This window comes from uncultured Cetobacterium sp. (assembly GCF_945952365.1).
Classification (GTDB): Bacteria; Fusobacteriota; Fusobacteriia; order Fusobacteriales; family Fusobacteriaceae; genus Cetobacterium_A.
In genome coordinates, this window is sequence record NZ_CAMFHX010000009.1 from 19,803 (window position 1) to 41,472 (window position 21,670).

At 29.1% G+C, this 21,670-nt stretch carries 19 protein-coding genes; 16 read left to right on the plus strand and 3 right to left on the minus strand.

Going from position 1 to position 21,670, the window contains the following annotated elements:
- The first annotated feature begins 5 nt into the window (after nucleotides 1-5).
- The 8 genes from Q0O83_RS04530 to Q0O83_RS04565 all read left to right on the plus strand — a co-directional run bounded on the left by Q0O83_RS04530 (nucleotide 6) and on the right by Q0O83_RS04565 (nucleotide 10,052).
- Complete coding sequence (locus Q0O83_RS04530; protein ID WP_294094531.1) at nucleotides 6-1,211, plus strand: CinA family nicotinamide mononucleotide deamidase-related protein; 1,206 nt, start codon at nucleotides 6-8, stop codon at nucleotides 1,209-1,211.
- Nucleotides 1,212-1,214: 3 nt separating this feature from the next.
- On the plus strand, nucleotides 1,215-1,763 hold the full coding sequence (locus Q0O83_RS04535) for a cupin domain-containing protein (protein ID WP_294094533.1): 549 nt from the start codon (nucleotides 1,215-1,217) through the stop codon (nucleotides 1,761-1,763).
- Nucleotides 1,764-1,778: 15 nt separating this feature from the next.
- Nucleotides 1,779-4,295 carry a DegV family EDD domain-containing protein gene (locus Q0O83_RS04540; RefSeq protein WP_294094534.1) on the plus strand — a complete coding sequence of 839 codons (2,517 nt, stop codon included), beginning with the start codon at nucleotides 1,779-1,781 and terminating at the stop codon, nucleotides 4,293-4,295.
- 149 nt (nucleotides 4,296-4,444) lie between these two features.
- Nucleotides 4,445-5,434: a UDP-glucose 4-epimerase GalE gene (gene galE, locus Q0O83_RS04545; protein WP_294094536.1), complete on the plus strand. Its 990-nt coding sequence runs from the start codon at nucleotides 4,445-4,447 to the stop codon at nucleotides 5,432-5,434.
- A gap of 47 nt (nucleotides 5,435-5,481) precedes the next feature.
- Nucleotides 5,482-6,189: a biotin--[acetyl-CoA-carboxylase] ligase gene (locus tag Q0O83_RS04550; protein WP_294094538.1), complete on the plus strand. Its 708-nt coding sequence runs from the start codon at nucleotides 5,482-5,484 to the stop codon at nucleotides 6,187-6,189.
- Between the two features lie 25 nt (nucleotides 6,190-6,214).
- Nucleotides 6,215-7,258, plus strand: coding sequence for a tRNA 2-thiouridine(34) synthase MnmA (gene mnmA / locus Q0O83_RS04555; RefSeq protein ID WP_294094539.1), 1,044 nt, complete (start codon nucleotides 6,215-6,217; stop codon nucleotides 7,256-7,258).
- Between the two features lie 11 nt (nucleotides 7,259-7,269).
- Nucleotides 7,270-8,334 carry an aminopeptidase P family protein gene (locus tag Q0O83_RS04560; RefSeq protein ID WP_294094541.1) on the plus strand — a complete coding sequence of 355 codons (1,065 nt, stop codon included), beginning with the start codon at nucleotides 7,270-7,272 and terminating at the stop codon, nucleotides 8,332-8,334.
- A 191-nt stretch (nucleotides 8,335-8,525) separates the two neighbouring features.
- Nucleotides 8,526-10,052, plus strand: a complete 1,527-nt coding sequence (locus Q0O83_RS04565) for an AbgT family transporter (RefSeq protein ID WP_294094542.1) — start codon at nucleotides 8,526-8,528, stop codon at nucleotides 10,050-10,052.
- A 157-nt stretch (nucleotides 10,053-10,209) separates the two neighbouring features.
- On the opposite strand, the gene Q0O83_RS04570 is transcribed toward Q0O83_RS04565, so the two are convergent.
- Both Q0O83_RS04570 and Q0O83_RS04575 read right to left on the minus strand, forming a co-directional pair.
- Nucleotides 10,210-11,289, minus strand: coding sequence for an SEC-C metal-binding domain-containing protein (locus tag Q0O83_RS04570; protein ID WP_294094544.1), 1,080 nt, complete (start codon nucleotides 11,287-11,289; stop codon nucleotides 10,210-10,212).
- 133 nt (nucleotides 11,290-11,422) lie between these two features.
- Nucleotides 11,423-11,602 (minus strand): 4Fe-4S binding protein, encoded by a 180-nt coding sequence (locus Q0O83_RS04575; protein ID WP_023049759.1) that lies wholly within the window; start codon nucleotides 11,600-11,602, stop codon nucleotides 11,423-11,425.
- 184 nt (nucleotides 11,603-11,786) lie between these two features.
- Between Q0O83_RS04575 and yfcE the strand changes: the two genes are divergently transcribed.
- A complete protein-coding gene (gene yfcE, locus Q0O83_RS04580; RefSeq protein WP_294094545.1) occupies nucleotides 11,787-12,332 on the plus strand; it encodes a phosphodiesterase in 546 nt (181 codons plus the stop codon).
- Nucleotides 12,333-12,357: 25 nt separating this feature from the next.
- On the opposite strand, the gene lon is transcribed toward yfcE, so the two are convergent.
- Nucleotides 12,358-14,733: an endopeptidase La gene (lon, locus tag Q0O83_RS04585; RefSeq protein WP_294094546.1), complete on the minus strand. Its 2,376-nt coding sequence runs from the start codon at nucleotides 14,731-14,733 to the stop codon at nucleotides 12,358-12,360.
- Nucleotides 14,734-14,894: 161 nt separating this feature from the next.
- Here lon and Q0O83_RS04590 point away from each other — a divergent pair, with 161 nt between their 5' ends.
- The 7 genes from Q0O83_RS04590 (at nucleotide 14,895) to Q0O83_RS04620 (ending at nucleotide 21,666) form a co-directional block, all read left to right on the plus strand.
- Nucleotides 14,895-16,409 carry a Ppx/GppA phosphatase family protein gene (locus Q0O83_RS04590; RefSeq protein ID WP_294094548.1) on the plus strand — a complete coding sequence of 505 codons (1,515 nt, stop codon included), beginning with the start codon at nucleotides 14,895-14,897 and terminating at the stop codon, nucleotides 16,407-16,409.
- Between the two features lie 10 nt (nucleotides 16,410-16,419).
- Nucleotides 16,420-17,946, plus strand: coding sequence for an HD domain-containing protein (locus tag Q0O83_RS04595; RefSeq protein WP_294094550.1), 1,527 nt, complete (start codon nucleotides 16,420-16,422; stop codon nucleotides 17,944-17,946).
- A complete protein-coding gene (ppk1, locus tag Q0O83_RS04600; protein ID WP_294094551.1) occupies nucleotides 17,946-19,982 on the plus strand; it encodes a polyphosphate kinase 1 in 2,037 nt (678 codons plus the stop codon). Before Q0O83_RS04595 ends, ppk1 begins: the two co-directional genes overlap by 1 nt.
- Nucleotides 19,983-20,009: 27 nt before the next feature.
- Entirely contained in the window at nucleotides 20,010-20,654 is a 645-nt protein-coding gene (gene pgl, locus Q0O83_RS04605; RefSeq protein WP_294094552.1) for a 6-phosphogluconolactonase, read from the plus strand.
- Nucleotides 20,655-20,729: 75 nt separating this feature from the next.
- On the plus strand, nucleotides 20,730-20,993 hold the full coding sequence (locus Q0O83_RS04610) for a glutaredoxin domain-containing protein (RefSeq protein ID WP_294094553.1): 264 nt from the start codon (nucleotides 20,730-20,732) through the stop codon (nucleotides 20,991-20,993).
- A 70-nt stretch (nucleotides 20,994-21,063) separates the two neighbouring features.
- On the plus strand, nucleotides 21,064-21,441 hold the full coding sequence (locus tag Q0O83_RS04615) for a hypothetical protein (RefSeq protein ID WP_294094555.1): 378 nt from the start codon (nucleotides 21,064-21,066) through the stop codon (nucleotides 21,439-21,441).
- Between the two features lie 48 nt (nucleotides 21,442-21,489).
- Entirely contained in the window at nucleotides 21,490-21,666 is a 177-nt protein-coding gene (locus Q0O83_RS04620; protein ID WP_294094556.1) for a hypothetical protein, read from the plus strand.
- Nucleotides 21,667-21,670 lie beyond the last annotated feature (4 nt).

Sequence of the window (21,670 nt, forward strand, 5' to 3'; positions counted from 1 at the left end):
ATAAGATGAGATGTACTTTAATATTGGTTGGAACAGAGTTATTAAATGGTGCAACTTTAGATACAAATAGTGTATTTATGGCTAATGAGCTAAATAAAGTAGGCATAAAAATAGATTTTAAATTGACAGTAGGTGACTCTTTAGAAAAAGTTATTGAAGCTATAAAGTTTGCAAAAGAAAGAAATGAACTTGTAATTTTATCAGGTGGTTTAGGTTCAACAGATGATGATTTAACAAAAGAGGCTATCAGTAAATTTTTAAATAAAAAAATGATAGTTGAAGAGGATGAATTAGTTGAAATACAGAAAAAATTTGAAAAATTAAATATAGAGTTTCTAAAGAAAAATTATAAAGAGGTTGAGAAACCAGAAGGAGCCATTTCAATAAAAAATGATGTAGGAATGGCACCTGCATTCTTTATAAATGGAATTGCTGCTTTCCCAGGAGTTCCTAAAGAGTTATACAATATGTTTCCAAAGTTTTTAAAATACTATACAGAGAGCTATTGTGAAAATGTAGATCCAATTTACATAAAAGATATTGTTGTATCAGGAATTCCTGAATCTATATTGGAAGAGAAGATAAAAGTGTTTTTTACAGAACCAAATATAGAATATGAGTTTTTAGTTAAGGATTATGGTATAATAGTGAGGATGCAAACACTAGAGAGCTTTAAAAACACAGTGGAAAAAATTAAGGAAAAGATATATAATAGTATAGGAAAATATATTGTAACTGAAGACGAAGAGAAAATAGAAGAAAAAGTTTGTAATCTTTTAAAAAGTAAAAATTACACATTAGCTGTTGCGGAGTCATGTACTGGTGGAATGTTAGCTTCAACTATTGTAGGATTATCTGGAGTCTCAGAAATTTTTATAGAGGGATTAGTAACATATAGTAACGAATCAAAAATAAATCGGTTAAATGTTGATAAAAATATAATAGAGAGATATGGAGCTGTTAGTAAAGAAGTAGCAGAAGCGATGGTTTTTGGATTAAAAGCAAAAGTTGCAATTTCAACAACTGGAATTGCTGGTCCAAATGGTGGAACTTTAGAAAAACCTGTAGGTCTTGTTTATGTAGGTCTTAAGGTTAAAGATAAAATTAAAAGCTTTAAATTCAATTTCACAGGGGATAGAGAGAGAATAAGAAGAAAAGCAGTTCTCCATAGTCTATTTGAACTATATAAAATGTTAGAGGAGGATGAATAGAAAGTGAGTATAGGAGAAAGAATAAAAAAAAGCAGAAATGAGAAATCATTATCATTAAGAGAGTTGGCAACAATGGTTGATTTATCAGCTAGCTTTTTATCACAAATAGAACAAGGAAAAGCATCTCCTTCAATTGAGAATTTGAAGAAAATAGCAAACTCATTAGATGTAAGAGTTAGTTATCTAATTGAAGATGAAGAGGTAAAGAAAAACTCTGATTTAATTAGAGCCAAAGAGAGAAAATTTGTAGAGAGTGTGGATTCGAATACAACATTATCACTTTTAACGTCATCAAATATAGAGAAAAGTATGGAGCCAATTTTATATGAGATTGGACCTGGTGGAGAAAGTGGAAGAAGCTATTATACACATCCTGGAGAGGAGTTTATATTTGTTCTTGAAGGAAGTATTGATATATATATAGAGGAAGCTATTCATAACTTACACGAAGGAGATAGTTTCTATTTTAAATCTAGTCAAAAGCATAGATTTAAAAATAATACAGATAAAAGAGCTAGAGCTCTTTGGGTGGTAAATCCACCTACATTCTAATAATGGAGGCAAATAATGAATATAGAAGTAAAGGTATTGAATTCTACAAGATTAACTAAGCTGTTAATCGCAGCAAGTAGATGGTTATCAAAATATTCAGATGTTTTAAATGATCTAAATGTCTATCCTGTTCCAGATGGAGATACAGGAACAAATATGTCAATGACATTACAAGCGGTTGAGAATGAGTTAATTAAATTAAATCATGAACCTGATATGGAGGAGTTAGCAGAGATAGTATCTGAAGCTATACTTTTAGGAGCTAGAGGAAACTCAGGAACAATTTTATCACAAATAATTCAAGGTTTCTTAGAGGGTGTAAGAACTAAAGAGGAAGTTGGAGTAGATGATGTTAAAGTTGCTTTCAGAATAGCAAAAGAAAAAGCTTATAAAGCTGTAAGTGAACCTGTAGAAGGAACTATGTTAACAGTTATAAGAAGAGTTGCTGAAGAAGCTGAAAAATATACAGGACCATCGGATGATTTTATTCCGTTCTTAGTATACTTAAAAGAAGCAGCACAAGAAGCTGTTCAAGAAACTCCAAATCAATTACCAAAGTTAAAAGAAGCTGGAGTTGTAGATGCTGGAGGTCAAGGGATATTCTATATCTTAGAGGGATTTGAAAAATCTGTTACAGATCCAGATATGTTACATGATTTAGAAAGAATAGTTCAATCACAAGCTAAAAGAAAAGATATAATGGAACATTCAGGAAATCATGTTTTTGAAGATATTAAATTTAAATATTGTACAGAGTTTGTAATTGAATCTGGAGATTTTGATTTAGATGATTATAAATCAAAAATTGTAAATCATGGAGACTCTATGGTTTGTGCTCAAACTTCAAAGAAGACAAAAACTCATATACATACAAATAATCCTGGATTAGTTTTAGAAATAGCTGGTCAATTAGGAAATTTATCAAATATAAAAATTGATAACATGGAGATTCAACATAAAAATATGTTATTAGCTGATGCAGAGCATTATAAAGTTGATAAAAGAGGAAAAGTTTTAGTTCAAAATGAAAATAGCAAACCAATTGCTTACTTTGCTATTGTTGATAATATGGAGTTAGGTAACTTATTCTTAGATAATGGAGCAACAGCCGTTTTAATAGGAGGGCAAACTCAAAATCCGAGTGTTGCAGATATCGAAGAGGGAATTAATAAAATAAAGGCTGACAAAATTGTTATTCTACCAAATAATAAAAATATCATATCATCAGCAAAGATTGCAGCTGAAAGATCTTCTAAAGAAGTAATGGTTTTAGAAACAAAAACTATGCTAGAAGGAGAGTATGTTGTAAAAAATAAAGAGTTTGGAATGGATGAGATGTTAAAGCAACTTCCATTTAATACATCAATTGAAATAACTCAAGCAGTAAGAGATACAAAGGTTGATGAATTAGTTATAGCTCAAGGAGATTATATAGCTTTAATTAATGGTAAAATAAAAGCTAAAGGATTAACTTTAGAAGAGACAATTGAAAGTGTATATAAGATGTGTGTAAACAGTGAGACTTTAAATATATTTGCATGTATTGGAAAGGGTTCAACTGAAGAAGCTAATAAGGTTTTAAAAGGAATTAAATCTACAGTTAAATATTCAGATTTAGTAATTGGTCAAGAAAATTATCCTTACTACATATATGTAACAAATAGAAATCCTGAGTTACCTGAAATAGCGATTGTAACAGATTCTACATCAGATTTAACACCAGAGATGATAAAAGGTCTAGATGTAGATATTATACCATTAAAAATTAAATTAGCAGGAGACACTTACTACAGAGATGGTGTGGATATGTCTAAAGGTGAATTCTGGAAACAGTTATTAAAAGATGGTGTTGTTCCAAAAACATCACAACCATCACCAGCTGAGTTCAAGGAGCTTTATGAAAAGTTATTAGAAAGAGGATATAAAAAGATTATATCTATTCATATTTCAAGTAAATTAAGTGGAACTCAACAAGCTGCAAGAGTAGCGAGAGGTATGTTAAATAGAGAGGATGATATAGCGATAGTAGATTCTAAAGTTGTAACATTTGCACTAGCTCATATAGTTATTGAAGCTGCTAAAATGGTAAAAGATGGAAAAGCTTTTGATGAAATTATTGAATGGATAGATGAAACTAAGAGTAAAATGAAAGTTTACTTTGTTGTAAAAGAGTTATCGTACCTAGAAAAAGGTGGAAGAATAGGAAGAGCATCATCAGTTATTGGTGGATTCTTGAAAATAAAACCTGTTTTAAAATTAGAGAACGGTGAAGTTTGTATTGAGGCTAAAGCACTTGGAGAAAGAGGCGCTTTATCTTATATGGAGAAACTTATTAAAAACGAAAAGAACTCTATTATAATGTATACTGGTTGGGGTGGAACTCGTAATGAGTTAGAAGCAGCTGATCAATTAAGAAGTATAGCTGAAAAAACTAAGAAATTAGATTACAGATCTAGAATGGAGATTGGTGCAACAATAGCATCGCATACTGGTCCTGTATATGGAATGGGAATTTTAAATAAAATAAGATAATAAAAAATAGCTAGATTTTTAATCTAGCTATTTTTACAAAGAACATCTTTTTTTAATAAATTAAATAAGAATAGCTATAAAGAGATTTTAAGGGATTGACTGGACATTAAAAAGAAAATATAATAAAGAAAAACCATAGGAGGAGAAAGATGGCAATATTAGTTTGTGGTGGAGCTGGATATATAGGAAGTCATGCGGTTAGAGCTTTATTAGAAGCAAAGAGAGAGGTTATTGTTTTAGATAACATGCAAACAGGTCATGTAGAAGCAGTATCTGAAGATGTTAAGTTAGCATTAGGGGATTTAAGAGATATAGAGTTTTTAAAAAGAGTTTTTAAAGAGAATAAAATAGAGGGGGTTATACACTTTGCCGCTGATTCATTAGTTGGAGAAAGTATGACAAATCCAGCTAAATATTTTGAAAATAATGTTTTAGGAACAATGAATTTACTTAACACAATGAAAGAGTTTGAAGTAAAAAACATTGTATTCTCATCAACAGCAGCAACATATGGAGAACCTAAAAATATACCAATACTTGAAATAGATGAAACAAATCCAACAAATCCGTATGGTGAAAGTAAATTAATGGTTGAGAAACTATTAAAGTGGTACGACTATGCTTACGGAATAAAATATACAGCTCTTAGATACTTTAATGTAGCTGGAGCATATCCAACAGGAGAGATTGGAGAAGACCATAGTCCAGAAACACATCTAATTCCTATCATATTACAAGTTGCTTTAGGAAAAAGAGAAAAAATAGGAATATATGGAGATGACTATCCAACAGAGGATGGAACTTGTATTAGAGACTATGTTCATGTAATGGATTTAGTTGATGCACATATATTAGCGTTGGATAGATTAAAAAATGGTGGAGAGAGTACAGTTTATAATTTAGGAAATGGAGAGGGATTCTCAGTTAAACAAGTTATAGAGGTAGCTAGAAAGGTTACAAAGCATGAAATACCAGCTGAAGTATCTCCTAGAAGAGCTGGAGATCCTGCAAAATTAGTTGCAAGCTCTCAAAAAGCTATGAATGAATTAAAGTGGAAACCTAAGTATGCTTCGTTAGATTCAATAATAGAGACAGCATGGAAATGGCATAAAGAAAATCCTGAAGGATATAACGACTAAAAAAATTAGGCAGAACTCTGCCTAATTTTTTATTTTAAGGAGAAAATATGAGAATATATAGATTTGATGAGATAGATTCGACTAATAGATTTTTAAGAGAGAAAGATGATGTCTTAGAAAAAGATTTAGCAATTGCAAAAGTTCAAAATGCAGGAAGAGGAAGAAGAGGAAATAAATGGGTATCAACAGAAGGTGCAGCATTATTTTCTTTTGCCTTAAAGCATGATTTAGGAATACAAGATGAAGAATATATGAAGCTTCCTCTTTTAGTAGGGTATTCGTTATTATATTCTTTAAAAGAAATAGAGAATTTAGATTATAAGTTTAAATGGACAAATGATTTATATTTAGAAGATAAAAAAATTAGTGGAATCTTAGTTGAAAAGATAAAAGATTATTATATAATTGGAATAGGATTAAATGTAAATAATTTGAATTTAGAAGAAGCAAAAGATAAAGGAATGTCACTGAGAGAAAAAACAGGAAAAGAGTATGATCTAGAAGAGGTTATACTTACAATAGTTTCAGATTTCTTTAAGAGCTTTGAAGAGTTTAAAATTGGAAAATGGAAAGAGATTTTAGAGAAAATAAATAAAGTTAATTACCTATACGGAAGAAGAATTGAGATTGTAAATTTTGATAAAGAAGAGAGTGGAATAGCAGGAGATATTTTAGAAGATGGAACTCTTGAGGTATTTGTAGGAAACGAAATAAAAAAATATAATATAGGTTCAATCCATATAGCAAAAAAATAGAGGAGAATATAAACAAAAAGAGAATATGAACAAGAAGAGAATAGTATTAGGAATGAGTGGAGGAGTTGATTCTTCAACTTCTGCATATATGTTAAAAGAGGATGGTTTTGAAGTAATAGGAGTTACTTTAGTTGTAAGTAAAGAGCAAAGAGAGTCCCAAGATTTAAAGGATGCAATAGCTTTAGCCAAAGAGTTAGAGATTGAGCATATAATTTTAGATATAGTAGATGAGTTCAATGAAAAAATAGTAAAATACTTTGTTGATGAATACTCTAAGGGTATGACTCCATCTCCTTGTGTAGTTTGTGACGAGATTATAAAAATGAAAAAGTTGATTGAAACTGCAAATTTAAAAGATGCTTACTATATAGGAACAGGGCATTATTGTGAAGTAAGTAGAGATAATAGATTCAATAAAAGTTTATTTAAAAAACCAGCAGATACAAGAAAAGATCAAGGATATATGCTGTATAGAATAGATTCTGAAATAATTGATAGAATGATTTTTCCGTTAGCAAAGTATGAAAAAACATTAGTTAGAGAAAAAGCTAAAAGTTATGGAGCGAAAGTTCATGATAAAAAAGATAGCCAAGGAATTTGTTTTGCAAAAGAGGGGTATTTAGAGTTTTTAAAAAAAGCTTTAGGTGATAAAATAAAACCAGGAAACTTTGTAGATAATAGTGGAAAAATTTTAGGTCAACACCAAGGGTATCAACTATATACAATTGGACAAAGAAGAGGATTAGGGGTTTTATTTCCTAAAATATACTTTATTATAGATATTATTCCAGAAAAAAATGAAATAATTTTGGGAGACTATATAGAGTTATATAGAAAAAAAGTTGAATTAGAAGACTTTAAAACTCAGATTCCATTCCAAACTCTTTTGGAGATGAGAGTATTTGCAAAACCTAGATTTTCTAGTTTAGGTTTTTATGGAAAAGTTATTAAAGAGAATGAAAAAATATATTTTGAATATGACGAGGAAAATCCACAAAATGCTAAAGGACAGCATTTAGTTATATATAGCGATGATTTAGTTATCGGTGGAGGAAAAATAATATTTTAAGGGGGTAAAAAATGAAGCTAGAAAGATTAATGAAAGAAAAAGGGGTAGATGCAATTTTAATAACAAGTCTACTAAATGTAAGATATTTTACAGATTTTACAGGAACAACTGGAACGGCATTAGCAGTAAAAGATAAAAGGTTTTTTATAACAGATTTTAGATATGTATCTCAAGGTAAAAATGAAGTAGAAAAAAATGGATTTGAATTGATTTGCGAAAATATATCTACTTTAAAAAAAGTAGGAGAGTTACTAAAAGAGTTTGAAGTGAAAAAAATTGCAATTGAAAATCAAAGTGTTACTCTTGATCAGTTTAAATTATTCCAAAGTAATTTTCCAGAAGTTGAGTTTGTATATTTAGATGATACATTTATAAAAGAAAGAGAGATAAAATCAGAGGAAGAGATAGAAATAATAAGAGAATCTGTAAAAATTGCAGAAGTAGCCTTAGAAAAGACTTTACCAAAAATTAAAATTGGAATTAAAGAAAGAGAGATTGCTGCTGAATTAGAGTATCAAATGAGAAAATTGGGTGCTTCGAAAGCTTCATTTGATATTATCGTTGCTTCTAACGAAAGATCAGCTTTACCTCATGGAGTAGCAAGTGAAAAGCTAGTAGAAGAAGGTTTCTTAACAATAGATTATGGATGTTTTTATAAAGGGTATGCTTCAGATATAACGAGAACATTCTATATTGGAGATAATCCAACACAGAAGCATTTAGAGATATATGAGATTGTAAAAGAAGCAAACGAAAGAGCTATTAAAGCTGTAAAAGCTGGTATTACAGTTCATGAGTTAGATGCAATAGCAAGAGACTTTATAAAAGAAAGGGGATATGGTGAATATTTTGGTCATGGGTTAGGTCATGGGTTTGGATTACAGATTCATGAGTACCCAGGAATCTCATTTAAAGCTGAAAATAAAGTTTTAAAAGAGGGGATGATTATAACGATAGAACCTGGAATTTATCTTCCTGATTTTGGAGGGGTTAGAATAGAGGATGATATTTTAGTTACAAAAAATTCATGTGAAATATTAACAACTTTAGATAAGAAATTTAAAAAAATAAAATAAAATATCTAAAAAAATAAAAAAACGTTCGCAAAAAGCACGAATTGACGAACAATATATATTTTTTTTATAAAACATATATATAATTAATCTTTTTAATTTGTACAAAAGTATGATATTCTTTATACAATACTGGAAAGTTTATTAAGCATTTTGATATAAAATGAAAATAAATTATCAATATGGAGGGGATTATGCAGGCTGAATTAAAAAGAACAGAAAAAAAGAGTTTCATAGACAAGTTTTTGAACATAATTGAAAAAGGGGGAAATGCTTTACCTCACCCAGCAACACTATTTGCAATATTAGCATTAACAGTTGTAATTATTTCAGGAATAGGTGGAGCTTTAGGTTGGTCAGTTGATTTCGTTGGAATCAATAGAAAAACAATGAAAACAGAAGAGATGGTAATTGCTACTAAATCTCTTATGACAAAAGAGGGAGTAAACTATATATTTACTTCAATGGTAAATAACTTTACTGGGTTTGCACCGTTAGGAACAGTTTTAGTTGCAATTATAGGTATAGGAATAGCTGAAAGATCAGGATTAATGGCAGCTATTTTAAAGAAAGTAGCGTTATCAACGCCAAAGAAATTAGTAACAGTTATGGTTATATTCTTAGGAATTATGTCAAACGTAGCATCAGATGCTGGGTATGTTGTTTTACCACCACTAGCAGCACTAATATTTATATCATTTGGAAGACATCCAATAGCCGGATTAGCAGCAGCCTTTGCTGGAGTTTCTGGAGGATTCTCAGCTAACTTATTGATAGGAACAATCGATCCACTTTTAGGAGGAATATCAACAGAAGCAGCAAGAATACTTGATCCAACATATTATGTTGCACCAACAGCAAACTGGTACTTCATGATGGCTTCAACATTTGTAATTACATTCTTAGGAACTTTAATAAATGATAAAATAGTAGAACCAAGATTAGGAAAATATACTGGTGAAAGTGGAAGTGATTTCCAAGAAGTAACAGCTCAAGAGAAAAAAGCTTTAAGAGCAGCAGGGATAGCAACTGTAGTTATGTTAATCTTATTAGTTCCAATTTACTTAGCTTTAGGTAAGAATTTCTTAGGAAATGGATTAGTACCAGTAATTGTATTATTCTTTGCACTTCCAGGATTAGCTTATGGAAAATCTATAGGAACAATTAAAAGTGATTCAGATGTAATGGGTATGTTAACAAAATCAATGCAAGGAATGGCTGGATATATAGTTTTAGTATTCTTCGCAGCTCAATTTATAGCATACTTTGGATATACAAATTTAGGAACAATTTTAGCAGTTAAAGGAGCAGATTTCTTAGAGGCAGCTGGAATTGGTGGAATTCCATTAGTAATAGGATTTATAATAATAGTAGGATTCTTAAATCTATTCATGGGATCAGCATCAGCTAAATGGGCTATCTTAGCACCAGTATTTGTTCCTATGTTAATGAGAGTAGGTTACTCACCAGAGTTTACACAACTTGCATACAGAATAGGAGATTCAACTACAAATATAATATCTCCATTAATGTCATACTTTGCAATGATAATAGTGTTCATGCAAAAATATGATAAGAAAGCATCGTTAGGAACATTAATATCAGTAATGCTTCCATATTCGATTGTTTTCTTAATTGGATGGTCAATTTTCTTAGCAATTTGGATGATGAGTGGACTTCCAATAGGTCCAGGAGCATCAATGCTATTAGCAGGATTTTAATAATTAAAAGGTTGGAGTATTCCAACCTTTTTTATTAGAGCGTATTAATCAAAATATTATCTTGACAAAATCTGTATTATACTATACTATAACAGTATAGAAATTGACTAAACCAAATATAATTAAATAAAAAAAATAGGAGCTAGCTCCTATTTTTTTATTTTCCACAACATTTTTTATATTTTTTACCTGATCCACAAGGACAGTTTTCATTTCTACCTATTTTTGTAACAGTTCTAGGAGGTTGATTTTCTCCAAAAATTTCTGTGTAAGTATGTCCTTTTAAAATCCATAATGGTAATGATTTTGAGATTCTAGTAATTAAAGTTAGGAAGATAGACTCAGAATTTGAACTTTCAAATGTGATTCTTGTTTTTACATCTTCAACTATAGACTCAACAGATAAATTATTTTTTAATCTATCAATAATAGTAGTTATTTCAAAACCAATTTGTGGACCTTGTAACTTATGAGACATTAAAAGAGCTATTAAATCAGCTACATCTTGAGTTTTTTCGATATAGAAATAGTTCCAATAGTTTTTATACTCATCATTAGTTAAAACTTTATAATCTAATCCTTCATATTTGATAGTTTCATGTAAAATATCTACAGGTTCAGAAACAGAGTCTGCAATTAAGTAGATAGTTTTACTTCCAGAATCTTCTAATTTAGAGATAAATACATTTAAAATCCATCTTGAATCAATGAAAGCATGTATTTTCTCAAGAGTGATATCATTAAATGTAGGAGTTAATAGCTCTAATAATTTGTGCTCATCAACAACTCCATAGAATCTAATCATTCCTAGGATTAGCATCTCTAACTCTTGATAGAAATCTATAAGAGTTTTATTTTCATCTTTTTCAGATAAAGAATTAATTCTTTCAACGAACCATGTTGAAAGAACATAATGGTTGTTATCCTTTTCTTTTATAACAGTTTTAGAAATAAATCCAAAACTTTGTAGAGGTAATAAGAACTCCTCATATTCGAAGAACTCCTCTTCACTTACTTTACTATTCTCAATGTTAAATTGAGAAAGATAAGTTATTGTATCCTTAGAAAAAATCTCTAAGAAAGTATTTGAATTATTTTCATAAGCCTCAACAATTTTTTCTATAATTTTTCCTTTTACAGTACTTTTAGCGATTTTTATATTAAATTTAGCTAAAATTTTAAAAAGATCATCTTTAAGTAGGCTATTTAAAGATTCTATTAAAAATTTATCTTCCACGTTGACCTCCAAGCATTTTTTATTATTATTATACCACAAAAATATAAAAATACAAAAATGTATAGAAGTTAAGTCCAGAATGGGTTAAAACTTTATAATAAAAAAGAGATCAATACTGATCTCTCATTAAAATTTATTCAGCTGGAGCAATACACTCAACAGGGCAAGCACCTGCACAAGCACCACAGTCGATACATTGGTCTTCGTCGATTCTTCTTTTTCCACCATCTACTTCAGAAATGCAACTTACTGGACAGATTGCTTCACAAGTTCCACATCCGATACAGATATCTTCATTAATTCTATGAGCCATGATAACCTCCTTTTAAAATATTAAGTATGAATATACAAAATTAAAGTATACTCGACATGAAGTATACCATTTTGCTATTCAAAAGGCAACTATTTTCTAAGCTATTATTAAAAATTAATTTATAAATTCCTTTTTTTTTAAGAAAAATTAATATATAATTAGAAAAAAATGAGGTGATAAAATTATGAAAATATTTGTGATATCTGATATTCATGGTTCAAGTTATTATTTAAAAAAAGCTTTAGAAGCATATGCTAAAGAAAAAGCAGATTATTTATTAATATTAGGAGATGAACTATATCATGGTCCAAGAAATCCACTTCCTCAAGATTATAATCCAAAAGAGGTTTCAGAAATTTTAAATAAGTATAAAGAAAAAATAATTGCTGTTAGAGGAAATTGTGACAGTGAAGTGGATCAAATGTTATTAGAGTATCCACTTATGTCAGATTATTCTATTTTGTTTATTAATAGTAAGAGAATTTTTGCTACTCATGGACATATATACAATGAGGATAAGCTTCCAAATCTTTCAGAAGGTGATATATTTATATATGGACATACACATCTTCCAGTAGCAAAATATGAAAATAACTTATATATATTAAATCCTGGGTCGATAACTCTTCCAAAAGGTGGGAATAAAAATAGTTATGGATTGTTTGAGAATAATAGTTTTTATATTAAAGATTTAAATGGAGAGATTATAAAAGAGATAGAACTAAAATAGGAGTGCAAAAGCACTCCTATTTTATCTATTTAATTGCATACTTTAAAACATCAATGAAATAATCAACATAGTTTACAGTTATTCCAGTTTTTAAAAAATCTGGAAGTCTATCAAAATCTTTTTTATTGTCCTTAGGCAAAATCAACTCAAAAATACCAACTCTTCTAGCAGCAATAGTTTTTTCTCTAACACCACCGATAGGAAGAACTTTTCCAGTTAAAGTTAACTCACCTGTCATAGCAATACCTTTTCTTATAGGTGTATTCGTTGCTAGTGAGTAAAGAGCAAGAGCCATAGTTATACCAGCTGATGGACCATCTTTAGGAGTTGCACCTTCAGGAACATGTAGATGTACTCTATTATGATCAAAATACTCTTTTATTTCAGTTGGGTATTTATCCTCTTTAAAAAGAAGAGATCTAATGTACGAGTAAGCAATTTCAGCGGATTCTTTCATAACATCCCCAAGTTGCCCAGTCAGTTTAAGTCCACTATCTTTATTACTAATGCTTGTAGCCTCAATATATAAAGTAGCTCCACCAAGAGATGTCCAAGCCAATCCAAGAGTTACTCCAGGAATCTCTTTTTGATAAAGTTCCTCAGTTGTAAATATTGGAGCTCCCAAATAGGATTCTACATTGTTTTCATTTATTCTAACTTTATCTGTATTCCCTTCAGCAATTTTCAAGTTAACTTTTCTCATAATTTTTCGAATACATTTATCAAGAGTTCTAACACCAGCTTCTCTAGCATATTTATCTATTATAAATTTTAAAGCATTTTTACTGATAGTAACCTCTTTATTATCTAAAGCGTGTGCTTTTAATTGTTGAGGAATTAGATATTTTTGTGCAATCTGAAGCTTTTCTTCAAGTATGTACCCAGAAAGATGAATTATTTCCATTCTATCTAATAGTGGCCTAGGAATTGTATCTAGTTGGTTAGCTGTTGTAACAAAAAGTATTTTAGAAAGATCATATCTTATGTCTAGATAGTGATCTAAAAAATCTTTATTTTGTTCGGGGTCTAAAACTTCTAAAAGTGCAGAGGCAGGATCCCCTCTAAAGCTATTTCCAATTTTATCAATCTCGTCAATCATAATAACTGGGTTTGAAGTTTGGACAAGCTTCAGTGATTGAATAATCTTTCCAGGCATAGCTCCAATATATGTTCTTCTATGACCTTTTATTTCTGCTTCATCAACCATTCCACCTACAGAGAATCGATAAAATTGTCGATTTAAAGATTCAGCAATAGATTTTCCAATAGATGTTTTTCCAACTCCAGGAGGACCAACAAGGCAAAGAATCGAACCATTTACATTTCCTGTTTTTATAACAGTACTCACAAACTCTAAGATACTGTTTTTAATATCTTCTAATCCGTAATGATCTCTATCTAAAATCATTTTAGATTTTTTAATGTCCAATCTATCTTTAGAGAAAACTCCCCAAGGAAGTTCAACAATAGATTCCACATAGGTTCTAGCAACGTGGTATTCAGGAGAACCTTGATCTAGAATGGATAGTTTTTCCAGTTGCTCGTTAACAATTTTTTCAGCTTCTGGCGAAAGATGAATATGATTTATTTTATCTACTATTTTGTCGACGACAGCAGATTTTTCATCCTTTTCTAAGCCAAGTTCTTGCTTTATTAATTTCAGTTGTTCTCTTAAAAAATATTCTTTTTGCTGTTTACTAACTTTATCCTCAATTTGTTTAGAGATTTTAGCTTGAAGTTGCGATATCTCCAACTCTTTTTTTAACATAGTTAATAGTCTTTGAGAACGATTGTTTATATTAAACTCTTCTAAAAGCTCTTGTAAATCTTTGGCTTCTGCTTTTAGCATCGATGAAACAAAATCAATAAAGATACTTGGATGATCATAAGATGCTTGAGAAACTAAAAGTTTTAACTCCTCTTTTAAAATAGGATTAACTTCAAAAATTTCTTTTAAAGAAGTCATAATTGCTAACATATAAGCTTTTAATTCAATTGATGAATCACTAGTTTCTTTGTTGTATTTAACTTTCCAACATAATCTAGAGTTACCAGGGACTACTTTTTTCTTTTTAAAACGCTCTACACCAAAAACAATAGCTTGAACAGAATCTTGAGAAATAGAGGTTACCTTATTAATTTTAACAACAGTTCCTACATCATAAAGGTTAGAATTAAAATAGTCATTATCATCGATATCTTTAACAAAAACAAGTCCAATAAAACCGTTATAGTGTTCTTCAGCGTCTTTTATTGCTTGTAAAAAATCTTCTCCAGTAAATGCAATAGGAGTTAAAATATTTGGAAAAATAGGTCTTATAACAAGAGGAAGAATAGGTATATCTTCAGGTAAAAGATCTCTTATATTAACAAGATCTGTTGAATTATGGCTTGTAGTCATAGACGCCTCCTTAAATTTATATTATCATATAGTTAGAGTACATATAATTGATAACATTTCCTTTTATAAATTCAAAATAAAGATATTGAATTTTATTTTGAAAGGAATATCTAGAAAAAAACAGTAAATCCTTAAAAATATAAAAAATTTGGAGGGGCAGGATGAATGTAAGAAAAAGAATATGTGTTATGGATATAGGATCAAACTCTATAAGGATGGTTATCTATGAGATAACACCGAATAAAGCTTTTATACCGATAGAGGATATAAAAGAAACAATTAGACTTGGAGAGGGAATTAACGAAAAGAAAGAGTTAAAAGCAGAGAAGATAAGTTTAGCTTTAAAGACAATACAACTTTTCAAAAAAGTTTGCTTAAAAAATAATGTAGATGAAATTGTAGCATTTGGAACTGCGGCATTAAGAATTGCAACAAATGGAGAGTGGTTATTAAAAGAGATTTTGAAAACCACAGGAATAGATGTGATTGTATTTAAAGGAGAGGATGAAGCTTATTTCTCTTTTGAAGGAGCTATAAATACTTTAGATATAAACGAAGGAGTAGTAATAGATTTGGGTGGATCAAGTTTAGAGATTGTTCACTTTAAAAATAGAGAAGCTTTAGAACGAGTGAGTTTGAATTTTGGAGCTGTAACTTTATCAGAGGTTGTTGATTTGAAAGATAAATTAGGAAAAAAAGATGAAAATATTTTAAGAGAATTCATAAGAGAAGAATTAAAATTTGTTGAATGGAAAGATAACATCAAAAATTTACCGTTGATAGGTGTTGGAGGAACGGTTAGAAATATAGGCGGAGTTCATCTTTATATGAATAACTACCCTTTAGAGCTACTTCATAACTATAGAGTTAGCGTTGAAGGAGTAGAGGATGTAGTTAAAAAGTTAAAAGAGTTGGACTATAAAGAGAAGCAGGATGTCCAAGGTTTATCTAAGGCTAGAGCGGATATGTTTATAGGAGCAGCTATAGCAGTTGAAGAGGTTTTAACATATTTTAAATTAAAAGAGTTAATAATAAGTGGTTATGGAATTAGAGAGGGGGTTCTTTACGAACGTTTAAGTGAATGTGGAAAAGTAGTAGATAATCCATTTGAAGATGGATTTAAAGATGTAGTAGAGATATTAAGTGTAAATCCATTTCTGAAAGAAAAGCAGTATAAAATATTTAAAAAAATATATGAAAAAATAAACGAAGAGTATAGTTTTAATTCTATAAATGAAAAGATAATAAAAATTGTGACATACTTATATGATATAGGGAAATGTATAAATTATGTAAACTACCCTTTACATTCTGCGTATATGATATTAAACTTAGGGATAAAAGGAGTAGAACAAAAGGAGTTAATTGCTGCAGCTTTAATTGTAGCTAGAGGAAATAAAAAATATAAAGGACTAGAAAAATACAAAGATTTATTTGAGGATTATGAAGTAGATGAGTTTATGATGCTTTCTAAAATTTTGAATATCACTAATATCTTTAGTGATGATTTATTATTAGATGAAAAAAACTTTGATATAGAAGTGAATAAGGATGAGATTGTATTTTATATAAAAGAAAAAGATGAAGAGGATTTAAAAGTGATTGATCTATTTATTTCTCAAAAGAAATTTATAAATACATTCGATAAAAAGCTAAAGTTTAAATTGAAAAAATAGGGTGGGGATTATGCTGACTTATGCGGTAATTGAGATTAATTCAACTTTTATAGAGATGAGAATTTATGAAAAGAGGGATAGTAGTTATAGAGTTTTAGAAAAAATAACAGAGGATATAAATATTTTTAAAGAGATGAGAGAGAAAAATGAGATATCTTTAGAAAAAATGAGAAAGATGTGTGATATTTTAAAGAAAATGAACAATTTATCTAGAGATTATGGAGTTTTAGATAAAAAAATTATATTTAGTGATTTTTTTAAAAATATAAGTAACTTTCCAATGATAGTTGATCAGATTAAATTAAAAGTAAATATACCTGTAGAGGATATAGATTTAAATGAAAAAACATATCTTTCGATAAAAAAGGTTATCTATTCTGAAAAAGATATATTTTCTAAAAAGGATAGCAGGTTATTTTTTAATATGAAATCATTTAGTTCAAGTGTTTATCTTTTTTATAAAGGTGAACTCTCAATAAATGAAAATATAAACTTGGGTGTTGAAAAATTATATTCTATTTTAGAAGAAAATAATATTCACTCTAAAAAGGCGTTTGATTTTATTTGTGACTATATGGAGAGTTATGTTGAATTTGTGAGAAAAGGAATTGGACGTAAAGTAATAAAAAAGTTAATTTTAGAGGGAGAGTTAGAAGAGAAAGTAATGAAGATATTATTTTCTAAAAAACCTCTTGAAAGCATAACTTTAGCAGATTTGAAAGATAAGTTAAAATATATTCAAGAGCACTCTTATAATGAGATAGCCTTAAAGTATGGTTGTACTTTATCAATGGCAAAATTGATGGTTATATCACTTTGTTTAATTATAAGCTTTTGTGATTATTTTGAAATTCAAGAGATTAAATTTTTAAATTTTAATATAAAGGATATTTGTGCATTGGAAAAGTTTTATCCAGAGTTAAAAAAGAAATTTGATGATACTTTATGGAAAATAACATTAGATTCAGTGATAGAGCTAGGAGAAAGATTTGATTTTGACAAGGAACACTCAGAGTTTGTAAAAGATATAGGTTTAAAACTTTTAGAAAATTTGAAAAAATATCACTCTTTAGGAAAAGAGGAGTATAGATATTTTGTTGTAGCAGCTTATCTTCATGATATAGGAAAAGTAATAGATTTTAAAGAGCATAGTGAACACTCAGCTTATATTTTAGAGAATACAACAATTTTTGGTTTGAATAAAGAGGTGATTGAAAAGATAGCTTTTATAGTTAGAGCTCATACTGCTAGTGCAAAATTAGAAGAACTTTATAACTACGAGTTTAAAGGAGAAGAGCTAATAAAGCTATTAAAAATAGTAGCCATAATAAAGATAGCGACAGCTCTTGATAGAGGAAAAAAACAGAGGCTATATAATGAGAAGATTAGATTAGAGTGTAATACTTTAGTAATAGAGTTTGATACAGATGAAGATTTTTATATGGAGAAAAGTAGTTTTGAAAAACAATCAAAGTTATTTAAATATCTTTTTGATTTAGATGTAGAGCTTAAAATAAACAGGAGGTTTGGGGAGTAATGGCTTATACTGGAAAGGATTTTTACAATAGGGAATTGAGCTGGATAGAGTTTAATAAGAGGGTTTTGTCGGAAGCAGAAGGAGTTGAAAATCCACTTTTAGAAAAATTGAAGTTTTTAGCTATTGTAAGTTCAAATTTTGATGAGTTTTTCAAAGTTAGGGTAGCTGGATTGAAAGCTCAAGAGGAATCAAATTTAGAGTTAAGAGATATGGCTGGATTTCTTCCAAAAGAGCAGCTGTTGATGATAAAAAAAGAGGTTACAGATGTTGTTGATAAGCAATATAAGTATTACACATCTATAATGGAGAAAATAAAAAAAGATGGAAAGATATCTATAAAAAATTATAATGAATTAGCTGGAAAAGAGTTAAGATTTATAGAGAACTATTACAGTGAAACAATATTTCCGATTTTAACACCTATGGCAATTGATACATTTAGACCATTTCCTCATTTAAATAGTGGAGCTATAAATCTAATTTTAAATGTTAAGGAAAAAGATGGAATATCTTTTGCTATTGTTGAAGTACCTAGAGTAATCAACAGATTGATAAAGCTTCCGGGAGGAAATAGTTTTATTCTTTTAGAAGAGGTGGTAAAAAATAATCTGAAGAGATTGTTTAATGGCTATGAAATAATAGATATTGGACATTTTAGAATAACAAGAGATGAAGACTTAGGAATTGATGATAATAATGGTGCTGAGGATTTACTTTCAGAGATTGAAAAAGAGGTAAAAAATAGAAAATGGGGAAATCCTGTTAGGGTTGAATATATAGATGGAGTATCTAAAAAAAGCTTAGAGTTTTTAAAAGAGCAGATAGAACTAGAGGAACAAAATTTTTATTCGGTTTTAGGCCCACTTGATTTAACTTTTTTATGGGGTGTTGTAGGAGTAGTAGGAGCAGAGGAGTTACGATTTGTAAAGAATACTCCAAAGTATTATAAAGAACTAGCTGGAGAAAATTTGTTTAGAGTTTTATCTAAGAGGAATATACTGTTGAGACATCCATTTGAAAGTTTTGAACATGTAATCGACATGGTTAAAGTTTCAGCTCAAGACCCAAAAGTATTGGCTATAAAACAAACTCTTTATAGAGTGAGTGGAGATTCTCCAATAATAAAATATTTAAAAAAAGCTGCTGAAAATGGAAAACAAGTAACTGTTCTTGTGGAGTTAAAAGCAAGATTTGATGAGGAAAGAAATGTAAAATGGGCTAGAGAGTTAGAGGAAGCAGGGTGCCATGTAATATATGGACTGAGTGGACTAAAGACTCACGCTAAGTGTCTTTTGGTTATTAGAAAAGAGGATGATGGAATAAAAAGATATATTCACTTAGGAACTGGTAACTATAATGATTCTACAGCTAAGTTATATGTTGATTATTCATTCTTTACTAAAGATGAAGAGATGGGAATAGATGCAAGTCATCTATTTAATAAACTTACAGGATTTTCTATAATTGATGATTGGAAAAAATTGATTGTTGCTCCAACACACTTAAGACCTAGTTTATATAAACTTATAGATAGAGAGATTGAAAATGTTAAAAAAGGTGGTTTAGGAAAAGTTACAATAAAAGTAAATGGGTTAACAGATCAAGGAATAATTGAAAAGCTTTATGACGCTTCTAAAGCAGGTGTTGAAATTATTTTAATTGTAAGAGGAGCTTGCTGTTTAAAAAGTGGTATTGAAGGGTTGAGTGAAAATATAAAAGTATACAGTTTAGTAGGAAGATTTTTAGAGCATGATAGAATATATTTCTTTGAAAATAATGGAGATGAAGAGCTTTATTTAGGAAGTGCAGACTGTATGAGAAGAAATTTAGATGGAAGAGTTGAAACAATATTTCCATTAGAAAATAAAGATGATAGAAAAAAAGTTACACAATTTTTAAAGGATATTTTAAAAGATAATGTAAAATTAAGAATACAAAACAGAGATGGTAGTTATTCGTTAGTGGGTGCTAAAAATAAAAAAGGAACTCTAAAGTATAACTATCAGGAGAATTATAGAGAAAAGTATATAGAGTAAATTATATTTTAAGAAGGGGTGAATCTTATGAGGTTGATAAAAGTTTCAAAGAAAGTGGATTTATTTAAAAAAGCCATTGATATATTTAAAGAAACAACTTATGGAAAAGAAATAGTTAATATCGCTTTTTCAGGCGGAAGAACACCGAAAGAGTTTTTTACAAAATTATCAAAAGAGGATATTGATTGGGATAAGATAAATATATTTTTAGTAGATGAAAGATTTGTTCCCTTAGATAGTGAGCATAGTAACTACAATCTATTAAAAAAAAATCTTTTAGATAAGATAGAGATTCCAGAAAAAAATATACACAAAGTTGAAATTTTAAAAACACCATTAGATTCTAAAATAGATTATGAAAAAAGATTATTAAAATATTTTAAAGGGGATATAAAATTTGACGCAGTTTATTTAGGAGTTGGAGAAGATGGTCATACAGGTTCAATTTTTACATTAGATGATGTAGAGGTTGAAGAACCGACTCTTATAACTGAAAGCTCAAATCATCCGTATAAAAGAATAACGTTGAGTATGGAAACTATAAATAAAGCTGAGAAAAAAATATTAATTGCAACAAAAGAAAAAGGGTATGTTTTAGAAAATCTACCTCAATGGAGATGTCCTGCATTTTTTATAGAGGACCCTATTATATTGGTAGAATATGAAAAATAAAATTCTTGACTTTTAAACTAAAGTTTTATATTATATGTATTATATACAGAATAAGTATAAATGGAGGAAGAAATTATGAGAATAATGTTATTTACAACACCAACTTGTCAATACTGTGGACCAGCAAAAGAGTTATTAGCAGATACAGAGGGTGTAGAAGTTATAAACGCAATGGAGAACCAAGAGTTAGCAGCAATGTATGGAATTAGATCTGTACCTTGTTTAGTAGTAGAGAAATGTAGTGGAACACAATCTTACGTAGGATTAGATCAAATCGCTAGATTCGTTGACGAGAAAGGTCAAGCATCTGGTGGATGTGGATGTAGCTGCGGGCATTAATTATTAGGCCATGTAAACAATAGTTTACATGGTTTTTTTTTCGATGTATAATAAGCTCAGAGGTGAAAATATGAGAAAAAAAATATTTTTATTTTTGCTTCTTTCTATTATTTCAATTTTTGGAGGTATTAGGGAGGAAGCTAAAAATAAAGCAAACCTATATACTTTTGTAAGTTCTGAAATAAAAGAGTTGAAAAACGAAAAAAAAGATAAGCATATTGTGCTTAATATTTCTAAGAAAAATATCGAGCTTCTAAATAGCTCAAATAGAAATAAAAAAGATGAAGATATCGATGAAAATGAAACTCAAATCTATTTAATTAATTCTAATTTTACTCCAATTTTAAAAATTAGTTTTGTAGATAAAGAGTTGTTAAAAAAATATTCATATAAAAACTTAACTTATACAATTTTAAATAGAGATGAAAATAGAGTTTTAAGAATTTAAAAATAGTTTTTTCAGAAAATATATATTATATAAAAATTGGAGGAAAAAATGAAAAAACTATTAATAACTGAAGAGAATGAAATTTTACAAAAGAAAGAGAGCTTTATGGAAAGATTTTTTAAGGTTCTTTTTTTAATTATGTTTGTGGGATCATATTTGTTACTCGTAGGAGTTATGTCTTTTAAGCTTTTAGAATATATATTTATATATTTTATTTCAAGGTAGGTGT

What these genes read in the sequence shown, in the direction of transcription:
- mnmA (WP_294094539.1), top strand. Translation starts at nt 6,215, where the DNA reads ATGAACAAGAAGAGAATAGTATTAGGAATGAGTGGAGGAGTTGATTCT.
- Q0O83_RS04575 (WP_023049759.1), bottom strand. Translation starts at nt 11,602, where the DNA reads ATGGCTCATAGAATTAATGAAGATATCTGTATCGGATGTGGAACTTGT.
- Q0O83_RS04550 (WP_294094538.1), top strand. Translation starts at nt 5,482, where the DNA reads ATGAGAATATATAGATTTGATGAGATAGATTCGACTAATAGATTTTTA.
- Q0O83_RS04560 (WP_294094541.1), top strand. Translation starts at nt 7,270, where the DNA reads ATGAAGCTAGAAAGATTAATGAAAGAAAAAGGGGTAGATGCAATTTTA.
- galE (WP_294094536.1), top strand. Translation starts at nt 4,445, where the DNA reads ATGGCAATATTAGTTTGTGGTGGAGCTGGATATATAGGAAGTCATGCG.
- pgl (WP_294094552.1), top strand. Translation starts at nt 20,010, where the DNA reads ATGAGGTTGATAAAAGTTTCAAAGAAAGTGGATTTATTTAAAAAAGCC.
- Q0O83_RS04620 (WP_294094556.1), top strand. Translation starts at nt 21,490, where the DNA reads ATGAAAAAACTATTAATAACTGAAGAGAATGAAATTTTACAAAAGAAA.
- lon (WP_294094546.1), bottom strand. Translation starts at nt 14,733, where the DNA reads ATGACTACAAGCCATAATTCAACAGATCTTGTTAATATAAGAGATCTT.
- ppk1 (WP_294094551.1), top strand. Translation starts at nt 17,946, where the DNA reads ATGGCTTATACTGGAAAGGATTTTTACAATAGGGAATTGAGCTGGATA.
- Q0O83_RS04540 (WP_294094534.1), top strand. Translation starts at nt 1,779, where the DNA reads ATGAATATAGAAGTAAAGGTATTGAATTCTACAAGATTAACTAAGCTG.
- Q0O83_RS04590 (WP_294094548.1), top strand. Translation starts at nt 14,895, where the DNA reads ATGAATGTAAGAAAAAGAATATGTGTTATGGATATAGGATCAAACTCT.
- Q0O83_RS04530 (WP_294094531.1), top strand. Translation starts at nt 6, where the DNA reads ATGAGATGTACTTTAATATTGGTTGGAACAGAGTTATTAAATGGTGCA.
- Q0O83_RS04565 (WP_294094542.1), top strand. Translation starts at nt 8,526, where the DNA reads ATGCAGGCTGAATTAAAAAGAACAGAAAAAAAGAGTTTCATAGACAAG.
- Q0O83_RS04595 (WP_294094550.1), top strand. Translation starts at nt 16,420, where the DNA reads ATGCTGACTTATGCGGTAATTGAGATTAATTCAACTTTTATAGAGATG.
- Q0O83_RS04615 (WP_294094555.1), top strand. Translation starts at nt 21,064, where the DNA reads ATGAGAAAAAAAATATTTTTATTTTTGCTTCTTTCTATTATTTCAATT.
- Q0O83_RS04610 (WP_294094553.1), top strand. Translation starts at nt 20,730, where the DNA reads ATGAGAATAATGTTATTTACAACACCAACTTGTCAATACTGTGGACCA.
- yfcE (WP_294094545.1), top strand. Translation starts at nt 11,787, where the DNA reads ATGAAAATATTTGTGATATCTGATATTCATGGTTCAAGTTATTATTTA.